This window comes from Methylotetracoccus oryzae, assembly GCF_006175985.1.
Classification (GTDB): domain Bacteria; phylum Pseudomonadota; class Gammaproteobacteria; order Methylococcales; family Methylococcaceae; genus Methylotetracoccus; species Methylotetracoccus oryzae.
Window position 1 is genome coordinate 1 of sequence record NZ_SRSH01000025.1, and the last position, 20313, is coordinate 20313.

Here is a 20313-nt window from a genome sequence, read left to right on the forward strand (position 1 = left end):
CCAACACACCATGACAGAGCACAGCGTCGGGATGGACCCATTACCCGGACTGACTGCAGACTGAAGAACTCATCTGAGCCGGAGTTCGCCCCCGAAAATTACACCACCTTGACGGACGCTACCTAACAGTCTCAATGGGCGTCTGCTCTCGCTGGGATTCGCGATGCTCATTCCAGCATACGACCTGAGGCCGTTCGAAGAGATGGATCGAAATGACCGGGTGCGGGCCTGCTACCAGCACTGTGCCCTGAAGTGGGTGATGTCCGAGCGGATGACCAACCAGTGGCTCCGTGATCGCTTCCGGCTTGCGGAGGACAAGGCGGCGATTGCCTCACAGGTAATCGCGGCGGCCATCGAGGCGGGGATGATCAAACTAGACGAGAGCCTAGGTACATCGCGAAAGTTCGCTCGTTACCTGCCCTTCTGGGCCTGATCGTCATTTAAGAGCAAACCGGACAGACCACTGCTGCCACGCAATATAGCTCTTACAATCAGTTGCTTGCTTATTTAAGCGTTTCCCAGAAAGGACCGACTGAATGACCTCTTTCACCGAATCCGTAGTCGAGCAGGCCGCGTTGGCGTGGCTGGAGAACGTCGGCTGGCAGGTCCGTAACGGCGCCGAGATCGCCCTCGGCGAACCCCGCCGCTAAGCGTGACGACTATGGACAGGTGTTCGGGGGCAGCGCCTGAGCGACGCATTGGCGCGTCTCAACTCCGCCTCGCCCGCGAAGGCGCGGATCTCATCGTGCGCACCGCGCGCCGCACAGGTTGTGAGTGGACGGCGTGATGGTCGAGTACCGCGACATCGACAGCGACAACCTGCCGCCACCCGCGTGATCGCGCTGGAGATCATGGACGACCTGGAGGCGGCGCTGGAACAGTTCCGTTTGATTGCAGGTGTTCTGAACGGCGGTGTGTCGGACACGCCGCCGGCATGAACCTGGGGATAGGACCTGACCGACGATAAGGCGGGGTCAGAAGAGATAGCTCGGGCCTAACGCGAGCCTATTCCTAACCCGGCCGATCGAGGTGGCTGCAGCGGGATGACCGCGCCCCCGCTCCGGACGCAACGCGGGGGCTTCCTTCCTGTCTCGCGAAAACCCGGCCTGGGCCGGCCCTGCGACGAGCGGGCTAGCGGGTCGACGGCGCCGACAATTTGAACACGACGCCGGTACGCCCAGCCTCGGTCAGCGCGGGAGAAGCGGTCTTGTTCGCCATCACATACAGTTCGCCCTGCGCATCCTGGCCAAAGCCGAAGATGAAGTGCCCTATCGAAAGCCTGCCCTGAATGCGCAGTTCACGAATGGTCCTGGGACTAGCCGGCGGGCCGTCGACCCCTCTGCTGTCGAAATAGAACAGTCGTCCGGCTCCGGTAGAGACACCGACCAGGTCGGCAAAGACATACCGCCCCTGCAGCGCGGGGATCTCGCTACCGCGATAGACAAAACCGCCGATGACCGACAGCCCCTCGCCATGGTCGTATTGGGCCACCGGATCGAGCAGGTCCGGCGCGGGCACGCCGAGACAATTGACGTCGCTGATATAGCTGGGCGTGCCTGGGCGCGGACGGAAAAAGAACGTCCCTTCCTTGAAGCGCCAGCCGTAGTTGCCCCCGCCACGCACGATATCGACCTCTTCGACGCTGCCCTGACCGACGTCGGCGGCGAATAGGCGCCCGTCGAGGCGATCGAAGGAAATCCGGTACGGATTGCGAAAGCCGTAGGCCCATATTTCATCGCAGAACCCGTCCGCACACCCCGCAACGCCCCCTGTCCTGCCCTGGTGCGGCGCATAGGGATTCGACAGGGGCACACTGTATTGCCCGTTGCGGGCTGTCGTTCCGCGCGGGTCGATGCGGAGTATCTTGCCGAGCACCCGGGCCCGGTCCTGACCATTGCCGATGAGCGGATTATGCCCGCGGCCTTGATCGCTCCCTGCCCCGCCATCGCCCAGGGCCACGTACAGCATCCCGTCCGGCCCGAACGCCAGGGCGCCAGCGTTGTGATTGGCCTGAGGCTGGTCGATGCGCAGCAGCACGCGCCGGCTGGCGGGATCGGCCAGCGGCTGCGCCGCGCCGGGGTCGGCCACCTTCCACTCGGTCACGACGCTGCGATGATCCGGCAGGACACTGGGCGCGAGTCCCGAGACGGGGAAATCCGCGGCGACCTCGGGCGCGTAGGGCTCCGACGTGTAGGTGTACAGCAGACCGTTCTGTTGATAATCCGGGTGAAACGTCGCGCCGAGCAGACCGCGCTCGTCGCGCGGATTGAGCGGCACGATCAGGCCGGTCACATCCAGGACGATGTGCTTGGCACCGCTACCGAGGTCAATGGCCCAGAGCTGCCCGACGACATCGGAAACGAACAGGTGGCTCGCATCGCCCGGGGCTGAACTACCGCCGTTGGGCGCAACGAGTTCGGACGCGACCCGTGACAACCTGACCTTCGCGACGGCATCGCGCCCGATCGGCGCCGGAATCGGATCCAGATTGACGGGGTCGGTCGGCAGGCAGACCGCGCCGGACTCGACGGTCACCATCGACGTCATGCACAGCAGTGCGAGCCGTGCCCAAGCGCCTGTTCGAGACCGGCACGATGTCGCCACCGACGTGAGACCGCGCAGCATAGACTGGCCTGATCCAAGCATCGGCATGACCTCCGTTTAGGTGTTGCTGATCCGGCACTCGCGGCACAGTGCCGACCGCGCTCCCGGCTGCCAGAGACCTTCCATCGTCCCGAACGGTGACAGGTTTCCGCGCCCTGCACAAGCCACGCAAGACGCAACGCAGTCCCGTCGGACCACAGGACGTATGCCCGCCTGATATGATGCCTCGATGAAATCGTGAGGACGTGAAGGCAGCCCGTGGCGTCTCGACGCGCGCCGTGCACCTCGCCCGGACCACGCGCTCGGGCGTGCGTGTTCCGATTATCCCCTCCTCCAGCCAGACGAACTTGGAGAACGACGATGTGCGCCAAATCGATGGTGAAGCTTTTGCTGTTGTCGTGTGCCGCGCTGTTGGCCCCGAGCGGACGGACCGAGACGCCCCCGATGCACATGCCCGGTCACGGCACAGCCAATGCCCACATGCATGCGATGGGCTTCGACACCCTGGTCGCTCGCTTCGAGGCGCCCGAGCGCGCCGCCTGGCAGAAGCCGGAAGCCGTGCTGGCGGCGCTGGGCGATGTCAGGGGCAAGACGGTGATCGACATCGGTGCCGGGACCGGTTACTTCAGCTTCCGCGCGGCGGCCGCCGGCGCCCGGGTCATCGCGGCCGATGTCGATCCACGGTTTCAGCACTACATTGAGCAACGCCTCGCGAAAGAGCCCCTCGCGGCGCCGGGTTCGCTAGTCACGCGCCAGCTCGCGTACGATTCCCCGGGCCTCGCGAAGGGCGAAGCCGACCGAGCCTTGATGGTCGACGTGTACCACCACATCGAGGGGCGCGATGCGTATCTCCGGAAATTGCGGGAAGGCCTGAAACCGGACGGTCAGTTGCTGGTCGTCGACTTCAAGAAGGTACCGACGCCCGACGGGCCGCCGGTCGAGATGCGGCTGGAACCCCGGCAGATCGAGCAGGAACTCTCCGCGGCCGGCTTTAGCGACATCACCGTGGACACGGCGACACTGCCCTACCAGTACCTGATCAGCGCGCGGCCTTAGACGGCCGTACCCGCGCCCGGCCGAAAACCCGTCCATTGCGCGAACCCATGCAACCGAGCACCCGCCGGATCGACCTGGCGACCGCGATCGCCGTCGTGATCGCGAACATGATCGGCACGGGTCTGTTCACCTCGCTCGGGTATCAGTTGCTCGAAACGCCCGCGGGCTTCCCGGTGCTCGCGATCTGGCTGCTCGGGGGCCTGCTGGCCTTCCTCGGCGCCGTCTGCTACGCCGAGATCGCCACGCGCTTACCCGCGGGCGGGGGCGAGTACCATTTCCTCACCGAGATCTACCATCCGGCGCTGGGCTTCATGGCCGGCTTCACCAGCGCGACGATCGGCTTCGCGGCGCCGATCGCCGCGGCCTCGCTGGCATTCGCGGGTTATCTGAAAGGCGTGTTCCCCACCCTGCCGGAGAAGGCGGTCGCAACGACGATCATCCTCGCGGTCGCCGGGTTGCATGTCGCGCACTTCTCGGCCGGATTGTCGTTTCAAAAGGCCGTCACGGCGCTGAAGGTCGCCGTGATCGGTCTGTTCGTGCTCGCCGGATTCGCCGCACCGGCCGCGCAACCCGTGTCGTTCAACCCCTTCGACTTCTCCGTTTCCGAGATCTGGAACACGGGGCTGGCCGTCAACCTGGTCTGGGTGTCGTTCGCGTACAGCGGCTGGAACGCGAGTAGCTATCTCGCCGGCGAGATCGTCGACCCGGAGCGGAATGTGTCGCGCAGCCTGCTGTATGGAACAGCGCTCGTGACGGCGCTGTACGTCGGCCTGAACGCCGTCTTCATGCGCGTCGCATCGGTCGATGCACTGCGCGGCGTCAAGGAAGTCGGCCTGGTGGCGGCGATCAGCGTGTTTGGGGAAACCGGTGGCCATTTCATGGGCGCCTTGATCAGCCTGTTGCTGGTCTCGTCGATCAGTTCGATGATCATCGCCGGCCCGCGCGTGGTCCGGGCGCTGAGCGCCGCGATGCCTCCGCTGCGCGCGTTGTCGGTAACCGACGCCGGCGGCAATCCGGTCCGTGCGATCGCCTTCCAGGCCGTACTCGCGATTGTGCTGTTGCACACTGTGCGCTTCGATACGCTGCTGTACTACACCGCCTTTACGTTATCGCTGTTCACCTTGCTGACCGTTGCCGGCGTGATCGTGCTGCGCCGACGCCTTGGGCCGCCCGACACCTACCGCGCCTGGGGCTACCCCTGGTCGCCCATCGCCTTCGTGCTCGGCACCTTGGGTTTCAGCGGCTTCTTCGTCGTGCAGCATCCGCTTGAAAGCCTGGCCGGCCTGTCCACGGCACTGTTGGGTCTGGTCGCCTACGCGTTTTCCGACCGGCGCAACGGCTGACACGTTCTCAGTCTGGCACGCCCAACCATCCCGCAGCCATGCGCTCGATCCGCGTCGTCTTTCCATTGATCCTGACCTTCCAGATGGTCGTGGCGGTCGGCTTGACGGGCACGATCGCCTATCTGAGCCATTTGAAGGAAGCACGCGAGACGGCCGCAGAGATGGTCAATGTGATCGGCAGTACGATGGACGAGCAGTTGTACCAGTACCTCTACATACCGATGACGCTGACGGAGGCCTTCGCCGAGCGGGTCCGCCTGCAGCCGCAGCGCCGCTTCTCCGACATCCAGGATCCCGAGACGCGGCGCCGCGTCATCGACAGCCTGTGGACGCAGTCGCGGCTGGTGCCCTGGGCCAATCTGACGCTGACCAGCCCGACAGGCCAGATGCTGCGAATCGATCGCACCGAAACCGGAACACCGGTGCTGAAGCTATCGGACGCCAGGAAGGGCGGCATGCTGCAGCGGTATCTAATCGACTCGGCCGGCCGCAGCGGCACGCGTCTCGATCACGGCCGCACCGTGTTCGATCCCCTGCAGCAGGACTACTACCGCGATGCGGTGACGCGGCACCAGCGCATCCTGTCACCGATTTATTTCAGCGCCGTGTCGTCGGGTGCGCCGGTCGTCACGATTGCCGACCCCGTCTTCGACGACAGCGGCCATGTGCGTCTGGTCGTCTCGTCCGACATCCACCTCGATGCGATCAACGGCCACCTGCAAGGCCTGACGCTGCCGCCCGATTCGCTGACGTTCATCTTCGATACCACTGGCCGCATCGTCGCCAGCTCGAATTTCGACCGGGAACGTGGCGGCAAGGAACACAAGGCGGAGCGACTCGACGATCTGGCCGCTAGCGACAACCCGGTCGCGCGCGCCAGCGCGAAAGTACTGAGGAAGCGGTTCCCACAGCTGACCGTAAGCCGGGCGACATCGTTCCAGTTCGTTGTCAAAGGTCGGCGCAACTATGTCTATGCCGCCCCCTTGTTCGCGGATTTCGGCCTGAACTGGCAGCTCGCGGTCGTGATCTCGGAATCGGGATTGATCGAGAACCTGATCCGGGGCGTCCGCACTGCGGCCTGGGCCTCGCTCGGACTGCTGTTGATCTCGATCCTCGTCGGATTGCGCACCGCGGGCTGGATGGTGCGACCTATCCTGACGCTGCGCGACGTCGTCAAGGCGGTCGAGAAGGATCAGCTCGACCTGCAAGGCAAACTGCTCCAGAAGCTCCGGGACGACGCGCACCGCCGCAATGAATTCGGCGAGTTGGCCACCGCGGCGCTCGGCATGGTGCAGGAAGTGGAAGCCCGCCACGACTTGCTGGAATCGCAACTGGAACAGTTGCGCGTCGCCGTGGATGCGAGCCAGACCCGTGCCGAGATCGAGCAGGTGACCGGCACCCCCTTCTTCCGCTCGCTGCAGGAACAGGCCCGAGAGCTGCGGGAGCGGAACCGACAGCGCCGGGACGGGCCGGGACGGACGAACGGTGCACGGCCGACCGACGAGGCCGGCAAATGAGGCACGGGGAAGCTCGGGGGCCCAAACCCCGCTGCACGAGGCTGAAGGCGACACCGGCAATCTGATACAGTTCCGGTCTCGATATGGGAGTACGACTCATGGCGCATGTCATCTCCGTCCATTCCTTTCGGGGCGGCACCGGCAAATCCAACATCACGGCGAATCTCGCCGCGCTGCTCGCCAGCACCGGCAAGCGCGTGGGCGTCATCGACACGGATATCCAGTCCCCCGGTATCCACGCGATCTTCGGACTGGAGCCCGGCCAGCAAAAGCACTCTCTGAACGATTTCCTGTGGGGCCGCTGCACGATCGAAGCGGCCACCACCGAGGTCACCGCCGTACTCCGCAACAAGGGCATCGCCAAGGGGCAGATCTATCTGACCCCCGGCAGCATGCAGAGCAGCGACATCACCCGCATGCTCAGCGAAGGCTATGATGTGGGTCTGCTGAACAGCGGCTTCCAGGAGCTCATCGAGCGACTGGAACTGGATCACCTACTGATCGACACGCATCCGGGTGTCAACGAGGAAACCCTGTTGTCGATCGCGATTTCGGATGTCCTGATGCTGATCCTGCGGCCGGACCGCCAGGACTATCAGGGCACAGCCGTCGCGGTCGAACTGGCCCGGCAACTCGACGTGCCGAACCTGTTCCTGATGGTCAACAAGGCGATCACCCCGGCCGATTTCCCGGCGCTGCGCGAGCGGGTCGAATCGACCTACGACACGCCCGTGCTCGGCATTCTGCCGCTCGCGCAGGAAATGGCCGTGCTCGGCAGCAGCGACGTGTTCTGCCTGACGAAACCCGACCACCCGATTTCGGCGACGCTGAAATCGGTGGCGGCCAAGATCGCGGCGGCATGAACGGGCCCGGGCGCCGGTTTAGGCTCGTCGCCACCCCCGCATGACGCCATGGGCGAGCCAGGCCGAGGGCTGAGGCCGAGCGACCTGCTCACCTTCCCGGAGCCGGACCGGCGGGTGCTGATACTGGCAGTCCGCCAGCGCCGCATCAACGCGGAGACGCTGGTGCAGCGTTGCGGACTCACCGCCGAAGCCGCGTCCGAGGTGTTGGAGCGACTGGTGGATCAAGGACTGCTGGAGCGAATGGACGACACGACTCCGGCGACCTACGCGCCGGCCTTCGGCGGGACACGACCCTGATCTCGCGCTGTTGTTCCATGCGCGCGGCTGTTCCATGCGCACAGCGCATGCTACGAATGGTGCGGAGGTAGCGTGCGCCATGCGCACGGATCACAGCAGCGGCCAGGGCAGTCGATATGCCGGTGACGATTCTCTCGGAGCGTGTCTGGTAACCTTGCGACATGAAGGTCACGCGTTACTTCGAAGCCGTCCGTAGTCGCCCGGATCGCGCGAACATCCTGGATGAATGGATAGATCGCGCTATACACTCGCCCATTCGTGAGTCAATTCAATCGGACGGGCGAATTCGGCGTTGGACCTGCATCCCGCAGATGGACGATCGTTATCTGCGTGTGATCTTGCTGGAAGATGGTGAAACCGTTCATAACGCATTCTTTGACAGAAGGTTTACCCCATGAAAGTACGCTACTTTGCCGACACCGACACCTTGCTGATCGAGTTCCGCGACGTACCCGTCGCCGAGACCCGCGACCTGGACGAGGACACGATTCTGGATCTCGACAGCCAGGGCAACATTCGTTCGATTACCGTCGAACATGCGTCGAAACGCGCTGATGCGCCGCAGTTTTCCTACGAGCAGATTGCCGCATAAGTTCGGTCGTTCGAGCGTTGGCCATTCGCTGCCTCGAATCTGATCCTCGGAGCAGGCTGCCCCGGCGGGAAGGACGTCAGGCCGAAGCGGGTTGCGATCGGCATCGCGATGAACCGACATCGAGCAAGTACCACCCAGTTCCTGTGTAAGCCCATGCTCTCCTGGCGCTCAACAAGCGCGGCGCGAATGTTCGGGAATCGAACGGAGGTCTCTGTGAACAATGGGGTCAGCCCGCTATCCGCAGCATCGATTCGCTTCATCGCGCGGTCAGTCTCGCTGACCATAGGGCTCGTGATGCCTTCATGGGCCGATGAGTGGCTTGATTGGACGAAGATCAATGTAAAGGAAAGAATGCGGGATGTTTGCTCAGATTATGAAAAATCGATGTCCGATGGCTTATTCACTTCCGTGAAAGATTATATGAGCGTATGCGACAACCCCATCATCGATGGCACTTGCCGGTTGGCTTTGGAGGGGTTTTGTGTGGAGGGACAGGGTTATGAGTTTCCACTGCAATGGAAACCCACGGTTAAATATACACAGACGATTCGTGAGAGCGGCCTGGATAGCGACCGAAACCTTGTGAACCCCACCCACAAGTTCGGTTTTACCCCGATCATCATTTACCCCGAAGACGTCTTCAACAAGAACCTCGCTGCGAAGTTCGGCATCCCGGCAGACAAGATTTATCAGGACGTCTTCCTCGACGATGCCAAACGCCGGTGGCGGTTCTGCAATAAGGGAACGCCGGGCAACAAACACTTCGCGCAATCCGGCCCAGGCGGATTGCAACCGGGCGATCAGGTCGATCTGTACTCGGCACCGATTTTCGATGCTCAACCCTTACTCGCGCTTAGAACCCACATCTTCGGCGACAAGGACAACCTGAATTACAACATCGAGGTCGTCGACAATCTTTCAACCTATGACTACCCCGGTGCACCCGTCGACTATCAACGAGGCGAGTATAAACCGCGAGCGATACAGGTCAGAGCCTATGACTGGGATGAAGCATTGACCAAGCTGGCTTACAACGGGCTCAAATGCATGAAGCGCCGCGATTTCGAAAAGCATGGCGAGAATTTCTCTGGCTACTATCAGTATGATAACTCGGAGGCCAGAGTCGATGAGCTACGTGAGAAAAAGGTCAAACGTCTGCGCGAAGCATTCACCGCCGAGAATCCGAAAAGCGGTCCTACCGCCGGCCCCGTGAAATAAGCCGACCGCGGGATGCCGCACGGGCAGACAGAGAATGACGCGCCATGGACCGACGGCTGGCTCGGTGACTATGCCCGCCAACTCCGAGCCACATGGTTCCCATTTAGGTCATGTGCGGGGCGCATGCTACGAATGGCGCGGACGTAACGTGCGCCATGCGCACGGATGGCTGGCTTAGGTCACGTTTGCCCTGTCACCGATGGCTTCGACGCTTGCGGCTTCGCCATCCCTGGGCTCCTCAGTTCCGGGGCCCTACCCGGAACGATGGTTTCGGTCACCGGGCAGAGGTAGGGGAATGCCAATGGTGATGCCTTGGGAGAGCCTGGTTGGACGTAACCGACTGGAACGGGGGACTGGGCTGTAGCTTTCGCCTTGCTCCAGTGCACACAGAACAAGTCCGCGATGAAGCCTTGACCCTCGAGCATCGCGAATGCTAGAAGCGCGAGTGAGAAGAACCGTAAATCGGACCAAGCCATGTCAAAGACCGTAAACACGGCCATCGAACTCGACGAAGGGCTGCTCGCACGCCTCACCGCTCTGAGCGCTCTGAAGGAACGCCCCCCCGGCCGCTTGATGGCAGCAGCCATCGAGGAGTACGTCGCACGCGAAGAGCAACATGAACGTGAAAGAGCCGAGGACATGGAGCGCTGGCAGAGCTACGAGCGAACGGGCGTTGCCGTGCCGCATGCGGCAGTCGAGAAATGGCTCAGTTCGTGGGGCAGTGAAGACGAGTTGCCGTGTCCGAAGTAGTCTGGCTGCCCGAGGCGCTCGACGATGTTGCACGGTTGCGTGGTTTCCTGCAGGAGCAGAGCCCGATCGCAGCGAAGCGCGCCGCGCAAACGCTCCTGGAAGGCGCAGACCTGCTTGCGGATCATCCAGAACTGGGCCGCCAGATGGGCGACGGCACGGAAAGGCGGGAACTGTTCCGGCCCTTCGGCACAGGTGGCTATGTGTTGCGCTACCTAATCGCAAATCAGACCGTCTTCATCATTCGCGTGTGGCATACCAAGGAATGGCGAAAGGATCGATGACACCCTTCGAGAACACTCGGAATCCTTGCGCCGCCGACTCCTCCAACTAATGATTGCCGGAAGGACTCTTCAGACAAGGCATGATCCCCTTGGCCACGACGAATGACGCATCCCTGGACCGCGGGACAGCGGCCCCGCCGCCGAAGGCGTCGTCCCCGACCACGAAGTACCGCAAGCGCTTCACACGTCCGGCGACGGCGCTCGGCCTGGCCGTGCTCGCCGGACCGCTGGAACTGGCGATCCCGCCGGTCATCGTCGGCGGTGCGATCGCCGTGGCGGCCTGGCCCACCTGGAAACGCACGCTGCAAAGAGTCGAACGCCAACGCGAGCTCGATGCCGAGGTGCTCGATTCCTTGTGGATCCTCTTCCACACGCTGACCGGCGAGTTGTTCGCACCGGCACTGGCGCTGTGCCTGACCGAGGTCGGGCATACGCTGCGCGACATGACGGCCGATGCCGGGCGCCGTAAGCGGCCGAACCCGGTGCCGAGCCGGCATTATTGGATCGAGCGCAAGGGGCGGCGCCGGCGCGTGCTGACCAAGCATCTGATGCCGGGTGACCAGGTGCTGCTGGGCCCCGGCGATCGCGTGCCGGCCGACGGCACCGTCGTGCTCGGCGAGGCGCTGCTCGACCAGCACGCCTTCGGCGGGAGCGCAAAACTGCGGACCCTCGGTTTTGGCGATGAAGTGTACGCATCGACCGTGCTGGTCGAAGGGCAGATTACCCTGAACGTCCAGCGCACTGGCGCCGACACGCGGGCCGCCGGACTACTGGCCGCGGTCCACGAAAAGTCGCGGAAGCAGACGCGCATCAGCAACTACGTCTCCGAGATCAGCGACCGGGCCGTCTTGCCAGCGTTGGGGGTGAGCCTCGCGCTGTACGCGGCGACCGGCAATCCGACGCAGGCCATCGCGCCGCTGCAACTCGACTTCGCGCTCGGCATCGCGATCAGCGCGCCCGTGCCGGTGCTCGCCTGCCTCCAACATGCGGCGGCCAACGGGGTGCTGATCCGGAGCGGACATGCGCTGGAGCGCCTGGCGACAATCGACGCCATCGTGTTCGACAAGACCGGCACGCTGACCGAAACCGGCGTGAAGGTCAGCGGGTTCGATACCGTGGATTCCGCGGTCAGCGAGGACGAGCTGATCCGGCTCGCCGCCTCGGTGTGCTACTACGTGCTGCGCCCATTCAGCACCGCACTGGCCGATGTCGCCGAGCAGCGGGCCATCAGCCGGACGGCAGTCGAGGCGCGGGATTACTCGGAACTGGGCGCGATCGGTGAGGTCAACGGCCACAGCGTCGCGATCGGCACCTACCACTACCTGCAGGAACACGGCATCACGATCGACGCCGATTACCACCGGCGCCACGACGGTGTGATCCTGAACCGCTCGCAGCGCTATGTCGTCCGGGACGGCGTGCTGCTCGGGACCGTGTTCTACTCGAATGCGATCCGTAAGGAAGCCGCGACGGCGATAGAGACCCTGGGACGACTCGGGATCGCCTGTTATCTGGTCAGTGGCGACTCCCGGAAAGCCACGACCGCGGTCGGCTACCAGCTGGGCTTCCGGCCGGAGCGCACCTTCGCCGAAGCCGATGGGGAACGCAAGCTGGCTGTGCTGCAGAAATTGCGTGAGCGCCACCGGACGATTGCCTTCGTCGGCGACGGCATCAACGACGCCGCCGCCATGAGCCAGGCCGACGTGTCGGCCGCACCGCAGAGCGCGACCGACCTGGCCCGCGAAACCGCCGATGTGGTCCTGCTGGACGACGATTTGCGCGGACTGTCCTTCGCGATCCTGACCGCCCGCCGCGGCATGTCGCTGGTCCGCCAGAACATCACCACAGTGACCGCCGCGAATGTCGCGATCGTGATCGGCGGCGCGCTGCTCGACCTGAGCCCGGTGGTCGCGACGGCGGTGAACAACGGCTCGACGCTGCTGGCCGCGCTGAACGGCCTCCGCCCCTTGCGGGACGGGCCGCGTCAGGACCCAGCCATCGAGCGCACGGTGCTGCGCAGCGAATCGGGCTTACTGGGCATTCCCTGGCGCAAACGCGCCCGCGGCGAGATCAGCGCACTGCTGAATGGGCCCGCCGAGGCGGCGGGGTGAACCTCGGGCGAAGCGCTCGCCCATTCCATCGGCGGCGTTCATCGCTCGGTGCGCCCTTGGCTGCACCCCAGCCGGTTCTGGCACCGGCTGGCCAAGTCAAAGCGTTTAGGCGGGGCTCCGTTTTCCCGTCCGGAAGATGCTGAAACGCTATATGCTGTGATCATCGGCAACACGCGCTACCATCGGTAGACATGGTGTCACCGGCGACCGCTTGCCCGTCTTGCTCGCCGTTTGTTAAGGTCTGCCCATCGCGCCACTCCCCGTGGCGACCGCCAACGGGAATCCGCGTCAGACGCGGGCCGTGCCCGCGAGACGACCCGCCCCTCCCCGGATCATCGAGGCACCGGAGTGTGTCCTGCGCAGTCGAAGGAACTGAACCCAGCCAACAATCGGCCGCCCAAGCACGCGGCCGCGGAATCATTGCCATGAACAACCTCCAACCCATCTCCCGCGACGTTCTGCTCGAAAAGTACGCCAAGCACGGCGAAACCAGCGCCGAGGACGTGTTCGCCCGCGTGGCCCGCGCCATTGCCGCGGTCGAGCCCGAGGCCCGCCGCAGCGCCTTCGAAACGCAATTCCTGAGCGCCCTGCGCCAGGGCTTCATCCCGGCCGGGCGCATCCTGTCCGCCGCCGGCACCGACATCGAAGCCACGCTGATCAACTGCTTCGTGCAGCCGGTCGGCGATTCGGTCTCCTGCTGCGAGGACGGCAAGCCAGGCATCTACACCGCGCTGACCGAATCGGCCGAGACCATGCGCCGCGGCGGCGGGGTCGGCTACGACTTCTCGCGCATCCGCCCGAAAGGCGCCCGGGTCCGCGGCACCGCCAGCAGCGCCAGCGGCCCAGTCAGCTACATGCGGGTGTTCGACCGCTCCTGCGAAACGGTGGAATCGGCCGGCGCCCGGCGCGGCGCACAGATGGGCGTGCTGCGCTGCGACCACCCCGACGTGCTCGACTTCGTGCAGGCCAAGGACACGGCCGGGGAACTCAGCAACTTCAATATCTCGGTGGCCGTGACCGACGCGTTCATGCAGGCCGTCGAGGCCGATGGGTCCTGGGCGCTGGCGCATCCGGCCGAACCCTCGGACGAGCAGAAGGCGGCCGGTGCCGCACTGCGCGAGGACGGGCTGTGGGTCTACCGTTCGGTGCGCGCCCGCGACTTGTGGGACCGCATCATGCGCAGCACCTACGACCATGCCGAGCCCGGCGTGCTGTTCGTCGACCGCGCCAACGACGACAACAACCTGGCCTATTGCGAGCGCTTCGAGGCCACCAATCCCTGCGCCGAGGAATGGCTGCCCGATTACGGCTGCTGCTGCCTGGGCTCGATCGACCTGACGCGGTTTGTGATCGAACCCTTCGAAGCCCGGGCCGAGTTCGATCTCGCCGGCTTCGGCGCCCTGGTCCGCACCGCGGTGCGGATGCTCGACAACGTGCTGGACCTGACCTTCTGGCCGCTGCCGCAGCAGCGCGCAGAGGCCATGGCCAAGCGGCGCATCGGGCTGGGTTTCACCGGCCTGGGCGATGCGCTGCTGATGCTGGGCCTGCGCTACGACACCGATGCGGCCCGCCAACTCGCGGCGCGCGTGGCCGAGGTGATGCGCGATGAGTCCTACCGAGCCTCGGTCGAGCTGGCGCGCGAGAAAGGCACCTTCCCGCTGTTCGAGGCCGAGCCGTATCTGGCCTCCGGTTTCACGTCACGGCTGCCAGACGAGTTGCGCGCGGCGATCCGCCGGGGCGGCATCCGCAACAGCCATTTGCTCGCCATCGCGCCCACCGGCACCATCAGCCTGGCCTTTGCCGACAACGCCTCGAACGGCATCGAGCCGCCGTTCTCGTGGAGCTACACCCGCCGCAAGCGCGCGGCCGACGGCAGTGTCGAGGAATACGCGGTCGAGGACCACGCCTACCGGCTGTACCGCGCCCGGGGAGGCGATGTCGCCCATCTGCCGCCGCACTGGGTGACCGCACTGGAGATCGCCGCGCTGGACCACATGCGCATGCTGGCGGCGGTGCAGCCCTTTATCGACTCGTCGATCTCGAAGACCGTGAACGTCCCGGCCGATTACCCCTATGCCGATTTCCAGGACCTGTACTTCGAAGCCTGGAAAGCCGGACTGAAGGGCCTCGCGACCTACCGGCCGAACGCGGTCGTCGGTCAGGTGCTGGTGGCGGATGGGCCGGAACCCGAGGCGGCTGACTCGGACGACTTCGCCGACACCGATCCCGACCGGCGCCTGCGGCTGGAATCGCTGCCGGAACCGGCCCTGGCTTCGCTGCGCTGGCGCAAGCGACCCCGTCCGGCCGGCGGCAATCCGGCCTGGACCTACATGGTCGACCACCCGCGCGGCAGCTTCGCGCTGTTCGTCGGCCACATCGAGAACGGCGAGAACCATCCGTTCGAGGTCTGGGTCAATGGCGCCGAGCAACCGCGGGGCCTTGGGGCGCTGGCCAAGTCACTGTCGATGGACCTGCGCTCGAACGACCGCGGCTGGCTCAAGGCCAAGCTCGCCAGCCTGATGCGGGCCCAGGGCGACGATGCCTTCGACCTGCCGTTCCCCCCGGACGGCGAGCCGGTCCGCGTGCCCAGCCTGATCGCCGGCTTCGCCCGGCTGGTGCATTACCGCTGCGCGCAGCTCGGCGCGTTCGACCATCCCGGCCCGACGCCGGTGCTCGATGCGCTGATGTCGCCCAAGGAACCCAAGACCGGCACCGACGGCACGCTGTCGTGGACCGTGGACGTGATCAACCCGGCCACTGGCGACGACTGCGTGCTGTTCCTGAAGGAGCTGCAGCTACCCAACGGCCAGCGCCGGCCGTATTCGCTGTGGCTGTCAGGCGAATACCCGCGGCTGTTCGACGGGCTGTGCAAGTCGCTGTCCTTCGATATGCGCGTGGTCGACCCGGCCTGGATCGGCGCCAAGCTGCGCCAGCTGGCCGACTTCCCCGAACCGCGCGGCGACTTCCTGGCCTGGGTGCCCGGCGAGCACCGGCAGCAGAACACGCCCTCGACGATCGCGTACCTTGCGCGGCTGATCCTGCACCGCTACGCGCGGCTGGGGCTATTGGACGAGGACGGTTATCCGATCGAGGAGATGGGGCTACTGCACTTCGAGGCCGACAACGTCGTGCCGCTGCGCCCGGCGACCGCTGGCGCGATGGAAGTGCGGCCCGGAAAGCGCTGCCCCGAGTGCGGCAACTACGCCGTCATCCGCAAGGACGGCTGCAACTTCTGCACGGCGTGCGGGGCGATCGGGGCGTGTGGGTAGGCTGGCCACCCCCCCGCGGCGTGGACTGGCGGGTAGCGGCCTTCTTGCGGGAGCCCACGGCAAGGCGCTACGGAAAAAAGTAACCTGACCCCATTCACCGCCATTCAACCGGTGCGGGATTGCTCACGGCGAGTCTGCCTGAATGCCACAGAGGCAAGCACCTCCACCGCCATCTTGCTTGAGTCGCTGCTGTCTATCCATTTAAGATCATTTAAACAACCGTTTTTGGTTGACAAAAAATCCCGATTCGCTATCATCCACACTCGAGCGCATCAGGTGCGCTGGCTCAAAGCCGAGAACCAAGAGGAGAAATAAACTTCTGGACGTTTACCAACCAGGAGAGACCACCATGAACATTACTGAGTATGGGAAGTTGGTCCGAAAACTTCGGATCGATGCAGAAAGAACGACGAAGAACATGGCAGACGCGCTAGGCGTGACCCCGGCATATTTATCTGCGCTTGAAACCGGAAAAAAGAACATCCCGCCGGCCCTTGTGGGCCGCGTCGCACGCTTTTTTGCTGAAGCAGGGCTACCGAACGGCAACCTTGAGCGGGAGCTGGAGGAGGCAGCATTTATGTCGCAACGCACATTCGAGTTCGCTCCGGAACGTCAGGACCGCGAACTGATAGCGGCTTTTGCGCGGAAGTTCCCCAATATGGGGGACGAACAAAAGAGGAAAGTATTGGAAATGCTGAAGGAATTCACCTGATGGGATGAGCACCAAATGACACAACAAAAGTCCGGTGGCGGAGGCACTGAGCAAGAACCAAAGGGCGTCAAGGTACCAGCCCTGCGGATCACCCAGATCCGTGCGATTGCGGAAAGGGCCCGCGAGTTGTTCGACGTTCAACAAGCTTGGGTTGACGTGATCACACTCTATGAGCGCGATCTGCACCGTGCCGGCGTTGTGTTCGACATTGCTGAGCAAGGCGAGATGGACCAGGATCATGGGCTGACATTCCCTAATCAAGGGGTCATTCAGATCCGGGAAGACGTGTACGAAGGCGCACACGCCAACAACGGGCGCGACCGATACACGATGATCCACGAGCTCGGACACCTTGTACTGCACGACAATGTCGCACTCTCGCGCAGCATAGGACCGCACAAGTGGATAGAGGACAGCGAGTGGCAGGCGGACACCTTCGCCGCCGAATTCTTAATGCCAGTAGATCTGGTTCGGCAGCTTTGTCAGGGGCCAGAGGATGTTGCGCGAATTTTCGGTGTCTCTAGGAAGGCGGCTGAGACCCGATGGCGCAAGCTACAGGAGCAGGGATTGATCAAGGACGATGGAGCGATTCGCAGTCGCCCCATCGCAAGAGTGAACAGGTGAGCCCAAAGGTATCGCAGTACCGATGGTCTCATGGCATGGTGGTGTAGGCACCCCTCTGCCACCCGAACGCACGCTAAACTCTAATCGCAATTTAGTTTAGCACGCCGTTTGGGCCATCTCTATTGCCTGCAAAGCCTTTCTGCATAAGGAGTTCTTATGGCAATCAGAGAGAAACCGGTGTTTGTACACTCCTACCAGCGCTTCCGCTTCGGACGCTGGGAGGATGTGTGCCAGCACTGGCGTAGCTGGCCGAGAGGCTAAATTGAAGAAGGGGCTGGCCACGCGCCAGCCCCGTTCCTTTCACTCACCGCTAAACAGGTTAACCAAATGGCAGAAGACGAAAAGACGAGCGCCCGAGTTGCTTCCAGGGCGGCCAAAATCCTTCGCGACCCTTCAAGTACAAAGAGCGAGAAGAGCGTGGCTGGATCGGCCCTGACCCAGACGAAGAGCAAGCCGAAAGGGAAGACGTGACGCCCCAAATCTGCCCGGGCTCGGAATAGGCCTAGACCGTGCCCACCGGACAAAGCGACCTGATCCGGTGGGCACGACATTCCTAGACTTTAATGGGGTCACACACTGGAAATGGGGTCAGGTTCGGTTTTCCTGAACTTAGTCCCCCGAGAATTAAGACCGAGACCAGCGGCCAGTCCATCTCGCTGATCATCTGACCATGCATCCATCTCACGGCCGGTCGCGATGGCCCACTCACAGCCGGATACCGCTCCATAGCGCTCGTCGGCGCAACCGCGGCTGCAACAAATGCGTTATCGCCGCCCGCTTGGCCGGCTCGGTAAAGAGCAACTCCGGGTCGGGACCGACGCCGATCCGCGTCAGATCCAGGCGATCCGCATCCCAACAGGTTCGAACCGAAGGAAACCGGGGTCACACCACGGATTCGAAGCCAGAAAGGCGGCTCTTCCATCTGATGCGAGTCCGAAGGCTATCTCTGTTCACCCCCCCGAGTGGCCGGTCGCTGTGTGTCAACCTGGGCGCGCTGGCGGCCGCCGCCTCCGCCAGCGCACCCTTATCTCATATCTCACCGCGTCTGCCCGGAAAACTGGAACAGGCTCGCGCCACGGTCGTAGCCGATCTGATCCCAAAAGTCACAATTGGACACGCCATCGCGGTAGCGGCTGATCGTGAGGTTTAACACCTGACGTGCCCCGCTTTGACGGAACGGTAGCCACGGCGTCGCCACCAGAGGCGACGAGGGCTCGTCCGTCGCGGTAAAGCTGGTCCAATAATTGGTCATCGTATCGATCAAGGGGCGCTCGGCGGCGGTGAAATAGTCTCCAGTCGGCACTCGCCCGTTTGGCTTGGCCGGGGTGGTCACCGCGACCGCATTGCGGAATACGTAAGGCAGTTCGAAACTATGGCAGACCCGACCCTCGCCCCCATCGGCCTTCGGCTGGCATCCCGTCGCCGCACCGGGCCAGACGGCGAAAGACGGGCGTCGGGCAAACTTGTAGGCATAGGCTGGACCTGTCGAAGCGGCCAACACATGGCGGTTGGGGCAGACGAAGAGATAGTCCGTTACGATGTTCGCGATCTGCGGGCGGTTGTCGACAGGAATGGGGGCGTACCGCGGCAGCGCCAATATCTGGGAATATTCGGCCGGGAAGATGCGACTCAGGTAAAGTTGGTAGGTCGACGGGGAAAGGGGAGCCGTGAACGGGACGAACAACGTGCCCTCGTCCAGGTTGGTTCCCGCAATAACCGGCTTGGTGATCTGCGCCTCGTTCGGCTGAACCGGAACCAGGGTCCCGTCCACCACCGGCGCCCATGCGAGCAAACCGGTCATGGCGCCACTAAATACCAGATCTGCCGTGGAGACCTCATCCTGCGCTGCGAGAACCTGTTGCCATGTCAGGGCCTTCAGACAGGCAATAGTGCCCGGAGGCTCCGTGGCAGGACAGCCCTGCACGACGCTCGTATTGTCAAAGAGGGTGCGCACCGCCTGGGCCTGATCAGGGTTCTTGAAGGGAATTCCGTAAGGGTTGCTTTCCATGATCGCGCCACGAAATAAGGGCGCGCTCGACGGTGATGCCAGATGGGCTCCGATCGACATGGCTCCAGCGCTCTCGCCGAATAGGGTGATGCGCTCCGGATCGCCGCCAAAGGCAGCGGCATTGTCATGCACCCATCGCATTGCCAACTGCTGGTCCTGGAGGCCGAGATTCGGCGCGATGGCATCTGGGCCGGTGCCTCCGGCCAGAAAGCCCAGGGCACCCAGCCGGTAATTCATCACGACCACCATGGCCTGGCCTTTGGCGGCGAGGCGCGCTCCCATGAATACCGCTTGCGAACTCGCGCCGACATCGAAAGCTCCTCCGTGGATGAACACCATGACGGGTAGCTTTCCGACCGGTGGTGAAGCCGGCAGCCAGACATTCAGGTAGAGACAGTCTTCACCGACCGGCGCATCGGACGGCAGGTTATCCTGGGGACACACGGTGCCCAATTGAGTCGCCCGCACCAGGCCACTGGATGTCGCCGGAACCGACACTGCGAAGCGCTCCGCTGCACCATAGCGCATGCCCAGATAGGCCTTGACAGTCGGTCGATCCGCGCCATCCACCACCGCCTGCGTCAAGCCGCAGAACGTGCCGGTCGTCGTCGAGACAGCCGGCGCATTACAGGCTGGAGGGTCGCTTCCGGGTACTGCCTGTGACGGACCCGAGGGCCCGAACGTCAAGCCCGCGGCAATCATCACACACCGCGCAAAAGCGGCTTCCTTCCTGTTCCACATTACATTCACCCCCGATCTGCAGAGTTTCTGAAGTATTTCGTCCGCCCGGCGTGTCCAGTCACATAGGCTGCGCCAACCCGTAAGCACACACCGATCCGAAGTTGGAGACCGCCAGCCACAAACGGTCGCGTGGCGCTACGCCAACCGTTACGTCTATATCCATGTAAAAGTTGCCGTAATTCTCAGCACTTGGCGGTGTATGGAACTTACGCGCGCAGCAGGGCAAGGTCAACACGGAGTTCCGGACGCGCTCCCTGAACGCCCTCGTCGCCTCTGCGCTCAATGCCCCGGGGGATTCAGAATCCGGTACGAAATCCACTTCGCGCC

At 63.6% G+C, this 20313-nt stretch carries 16 protein-coding genes; 14 read left to right on the forward strand and 2 right to left on the reverse strand.

Annotation, left to right across the window (positions count from 1 at the left end; translation table 11 throughout):
- The first annotated feature begins 163 nt into the window (after positions 1–163).
- A complete protein-coding gene (locus tag BWR02_RS18990; RefSeq protein ID WP_139559487.1) occupies positions 164–433 on the forward strand; it encodes a hypothetical protein in 270 nt (89 codons plus the stop codon).
- A 698-nt stretch (positions 434–1131) separates the two neighbouring features.
- On the opposite strand, the gene BWR02_RS18995 is transcribed toward BWR02_RS18990, so the two are convergent.
- A complete protein-coding gene (locus tag BWR02_RS18995; RefSeq protein WP_162560243.1) occupies positions 1132–2538 on the reverse strand; it encodes a PQQ-dependent sugar dehydrogenase in 1407 nt (468 codons plus the stop codon).
- A 426-nt stretch (positions 2539–2964) separates the two neighbouring features.
- Here BWR02_RS18995 and BWR02_RS19000 point away from each other — a divergent pair, with 426 nt between their 5' ends.
- From BWR02_RS19000 to BWR02_RS19065, 13 genes are all read left to right on the forward strand, one after another.
- A complete protein-coding gene (locus BWR02_RS19000; protein ID WP_139559489.1) occupies positions 2965–3660 on the forward strand; it encodes a class I SAM-dependent methyltransferase in 696 nt (231 codons plus the stop codon).
- 47 nt (positions 3661–3707) lie between these two features.
- On the forward strand, positions 3708–5003 hold the full coding sequence (locus BWR02_RS19005) for an APC family permease (RefSeq protein ID WP_139559490.1): 1296 nt from the start codon (positions 3708–3710) through the stop codon (positions 5001–5003).
- Positions 5004–5041: 38 nt separating this feature from the next.
- Positions 5042–6520, forward strand: a complete 1479-nt coding sequence (locus BWR02_RS19010) for a cache domain-containing protein (protein WP_139559491.1) — start codon at positions 5042–5044, stop codon at positions 6518–6520.
- Positions 6521–6618: 98 nt separating this feature from the next.
- Positions 6619–7383, forward strand: coding sequence for a MinD/ParA family ATP-binding protein (locus BWR02_RS19015; RefSeq protein ID WP_139559492.1), 765 nt, complete (start codon positions 6619–6621; stop codon positions 7381–7383).
- 48 nt (positions 7384–7431) lie between these two features.
- On the forward strand, positions 7432–7680 hold the full coding sequence (locus BWR02_RS19020) for a MarR family transcriptional regulator (RefSeq protein WP_139559493.1): 249 nt from the start codon (positions 7432–7434) through the stop codon (positions 7678–7680).
- Between the two features lie 394 nt (positions 7681–8074).
- A complete protein-coding gene (locus BWR02_RS19030) occupies positions 8075–8272 on the forward strand; it encodes a DUF2283 domain-containing protein (protein ID WP_139559495.1) in 198 nt (65 codons plus the stop codon).
- A 213-nt stretch (positions 8273–8485) separates the two neighbouring features.
- Positions 8486–9490: a hypothetical protein gene (locus tag BWR02_RS19035; RefSeq protein WP_139559496.1), complete on the forward strand. Its 1005-nt coding sequence runs from the start codon at positions 8486–8488 to the stop codon at positions 9488–9490.
- A 474-nt stretch (positions 9491–9964) separates the two neighbouring features.
- On the forward strand, positions 9965–10240 hold the full coding sequence (locus BWR02_RS19040) for a CopG family ribbon-helix-helix protein (RefSeq protein ID WP_139559497.1): 276 nt from the start codon (positions 9965–9967) through the stop codon (positions 10238–10240).
- Positions 10228–10521 carry a type II toxin-antitoxin system RelE/ParE family toxin gene (locus BWR02_RS19045; RefSeq protein WP_139559498.1) on the forward strand — a complete coding sequence of 98 codons (294 nt, stop codon included), beginning with the start codon at positions 10228–10230 and terminating at the stop codon, positions 10519–10521. Before BWR02_RS19040 ends, BWR02_RS19045 begins: the two co-directional genes overlap by 13 nt.
- Before the next feature lie 89 nt (positions 10522–10610).
- Positions 10611–12632 (forward strand): heavy metal translocating P-type ATPase, encoded by a 2022-nt coding sequence (locus BWR02_RS19050; protein WP_236102433.1) that lies wholly within the window; start codon positions 10611–10613, stop codon positions 12630–12632.
- A gap of 425 nt (positions 12633–13057) precedes the next feature.
- Positions 13058–15901 carry an adenosylcobalamin-dependent ribonucleoside-diphosphate reductase gene (locus BWR02_RS19055; protein WP_139559500.1) on the forward strand — a complete coding sequence of 948 codons (2844 nt, stop codon included), beginning with the start codon at positions 13058–13060 and terminating at the stop codon, positions 15899–15901.
- 349 nt (positions 15902–16250) lie between these two features.
- A complete protein-coding gene (locus BWR02_RS19060; RefSeq protein WP_139559501.1) occupies positions 16251–16613 on the forward strand; it encodes a helix-turn-helix transcriptional regulator in 363 nt (120 codons plus the stop codon).
- A gap of 15 nt (positions 16614–16628) precedes the next feature.
- Positions 16629–17237 (forward strand): ImmA/IrrE family metallo-endopeptidase, encoded by a 609-nt coding sequence (locus BWR02_RS19065; RefSeq protein WP_139559502.1) that lies wholly within the window; start codon positions 16629–16631, stop codon positions 17235–17237.
- Positions 17238–18273: 1036 nt separating this feature from the next.
- On the opposite strand, the gene BWR02_RS19070 is transcribed toward BWR02_RS19065, so the two are convergent.
- Positions 18274–19986 (reverse strand): carboxylesterase/lipase family protein, encoded by a 1713-nt coding sequence (locus BWR02_RS19070; RefSeq protein WP_139559503.1) that lies wholly within the window; start codon positions 19984–19986, stop codon positions 18274–18276.
- Positions 19987–20313 lie beyond the last annotated feature (327 nt).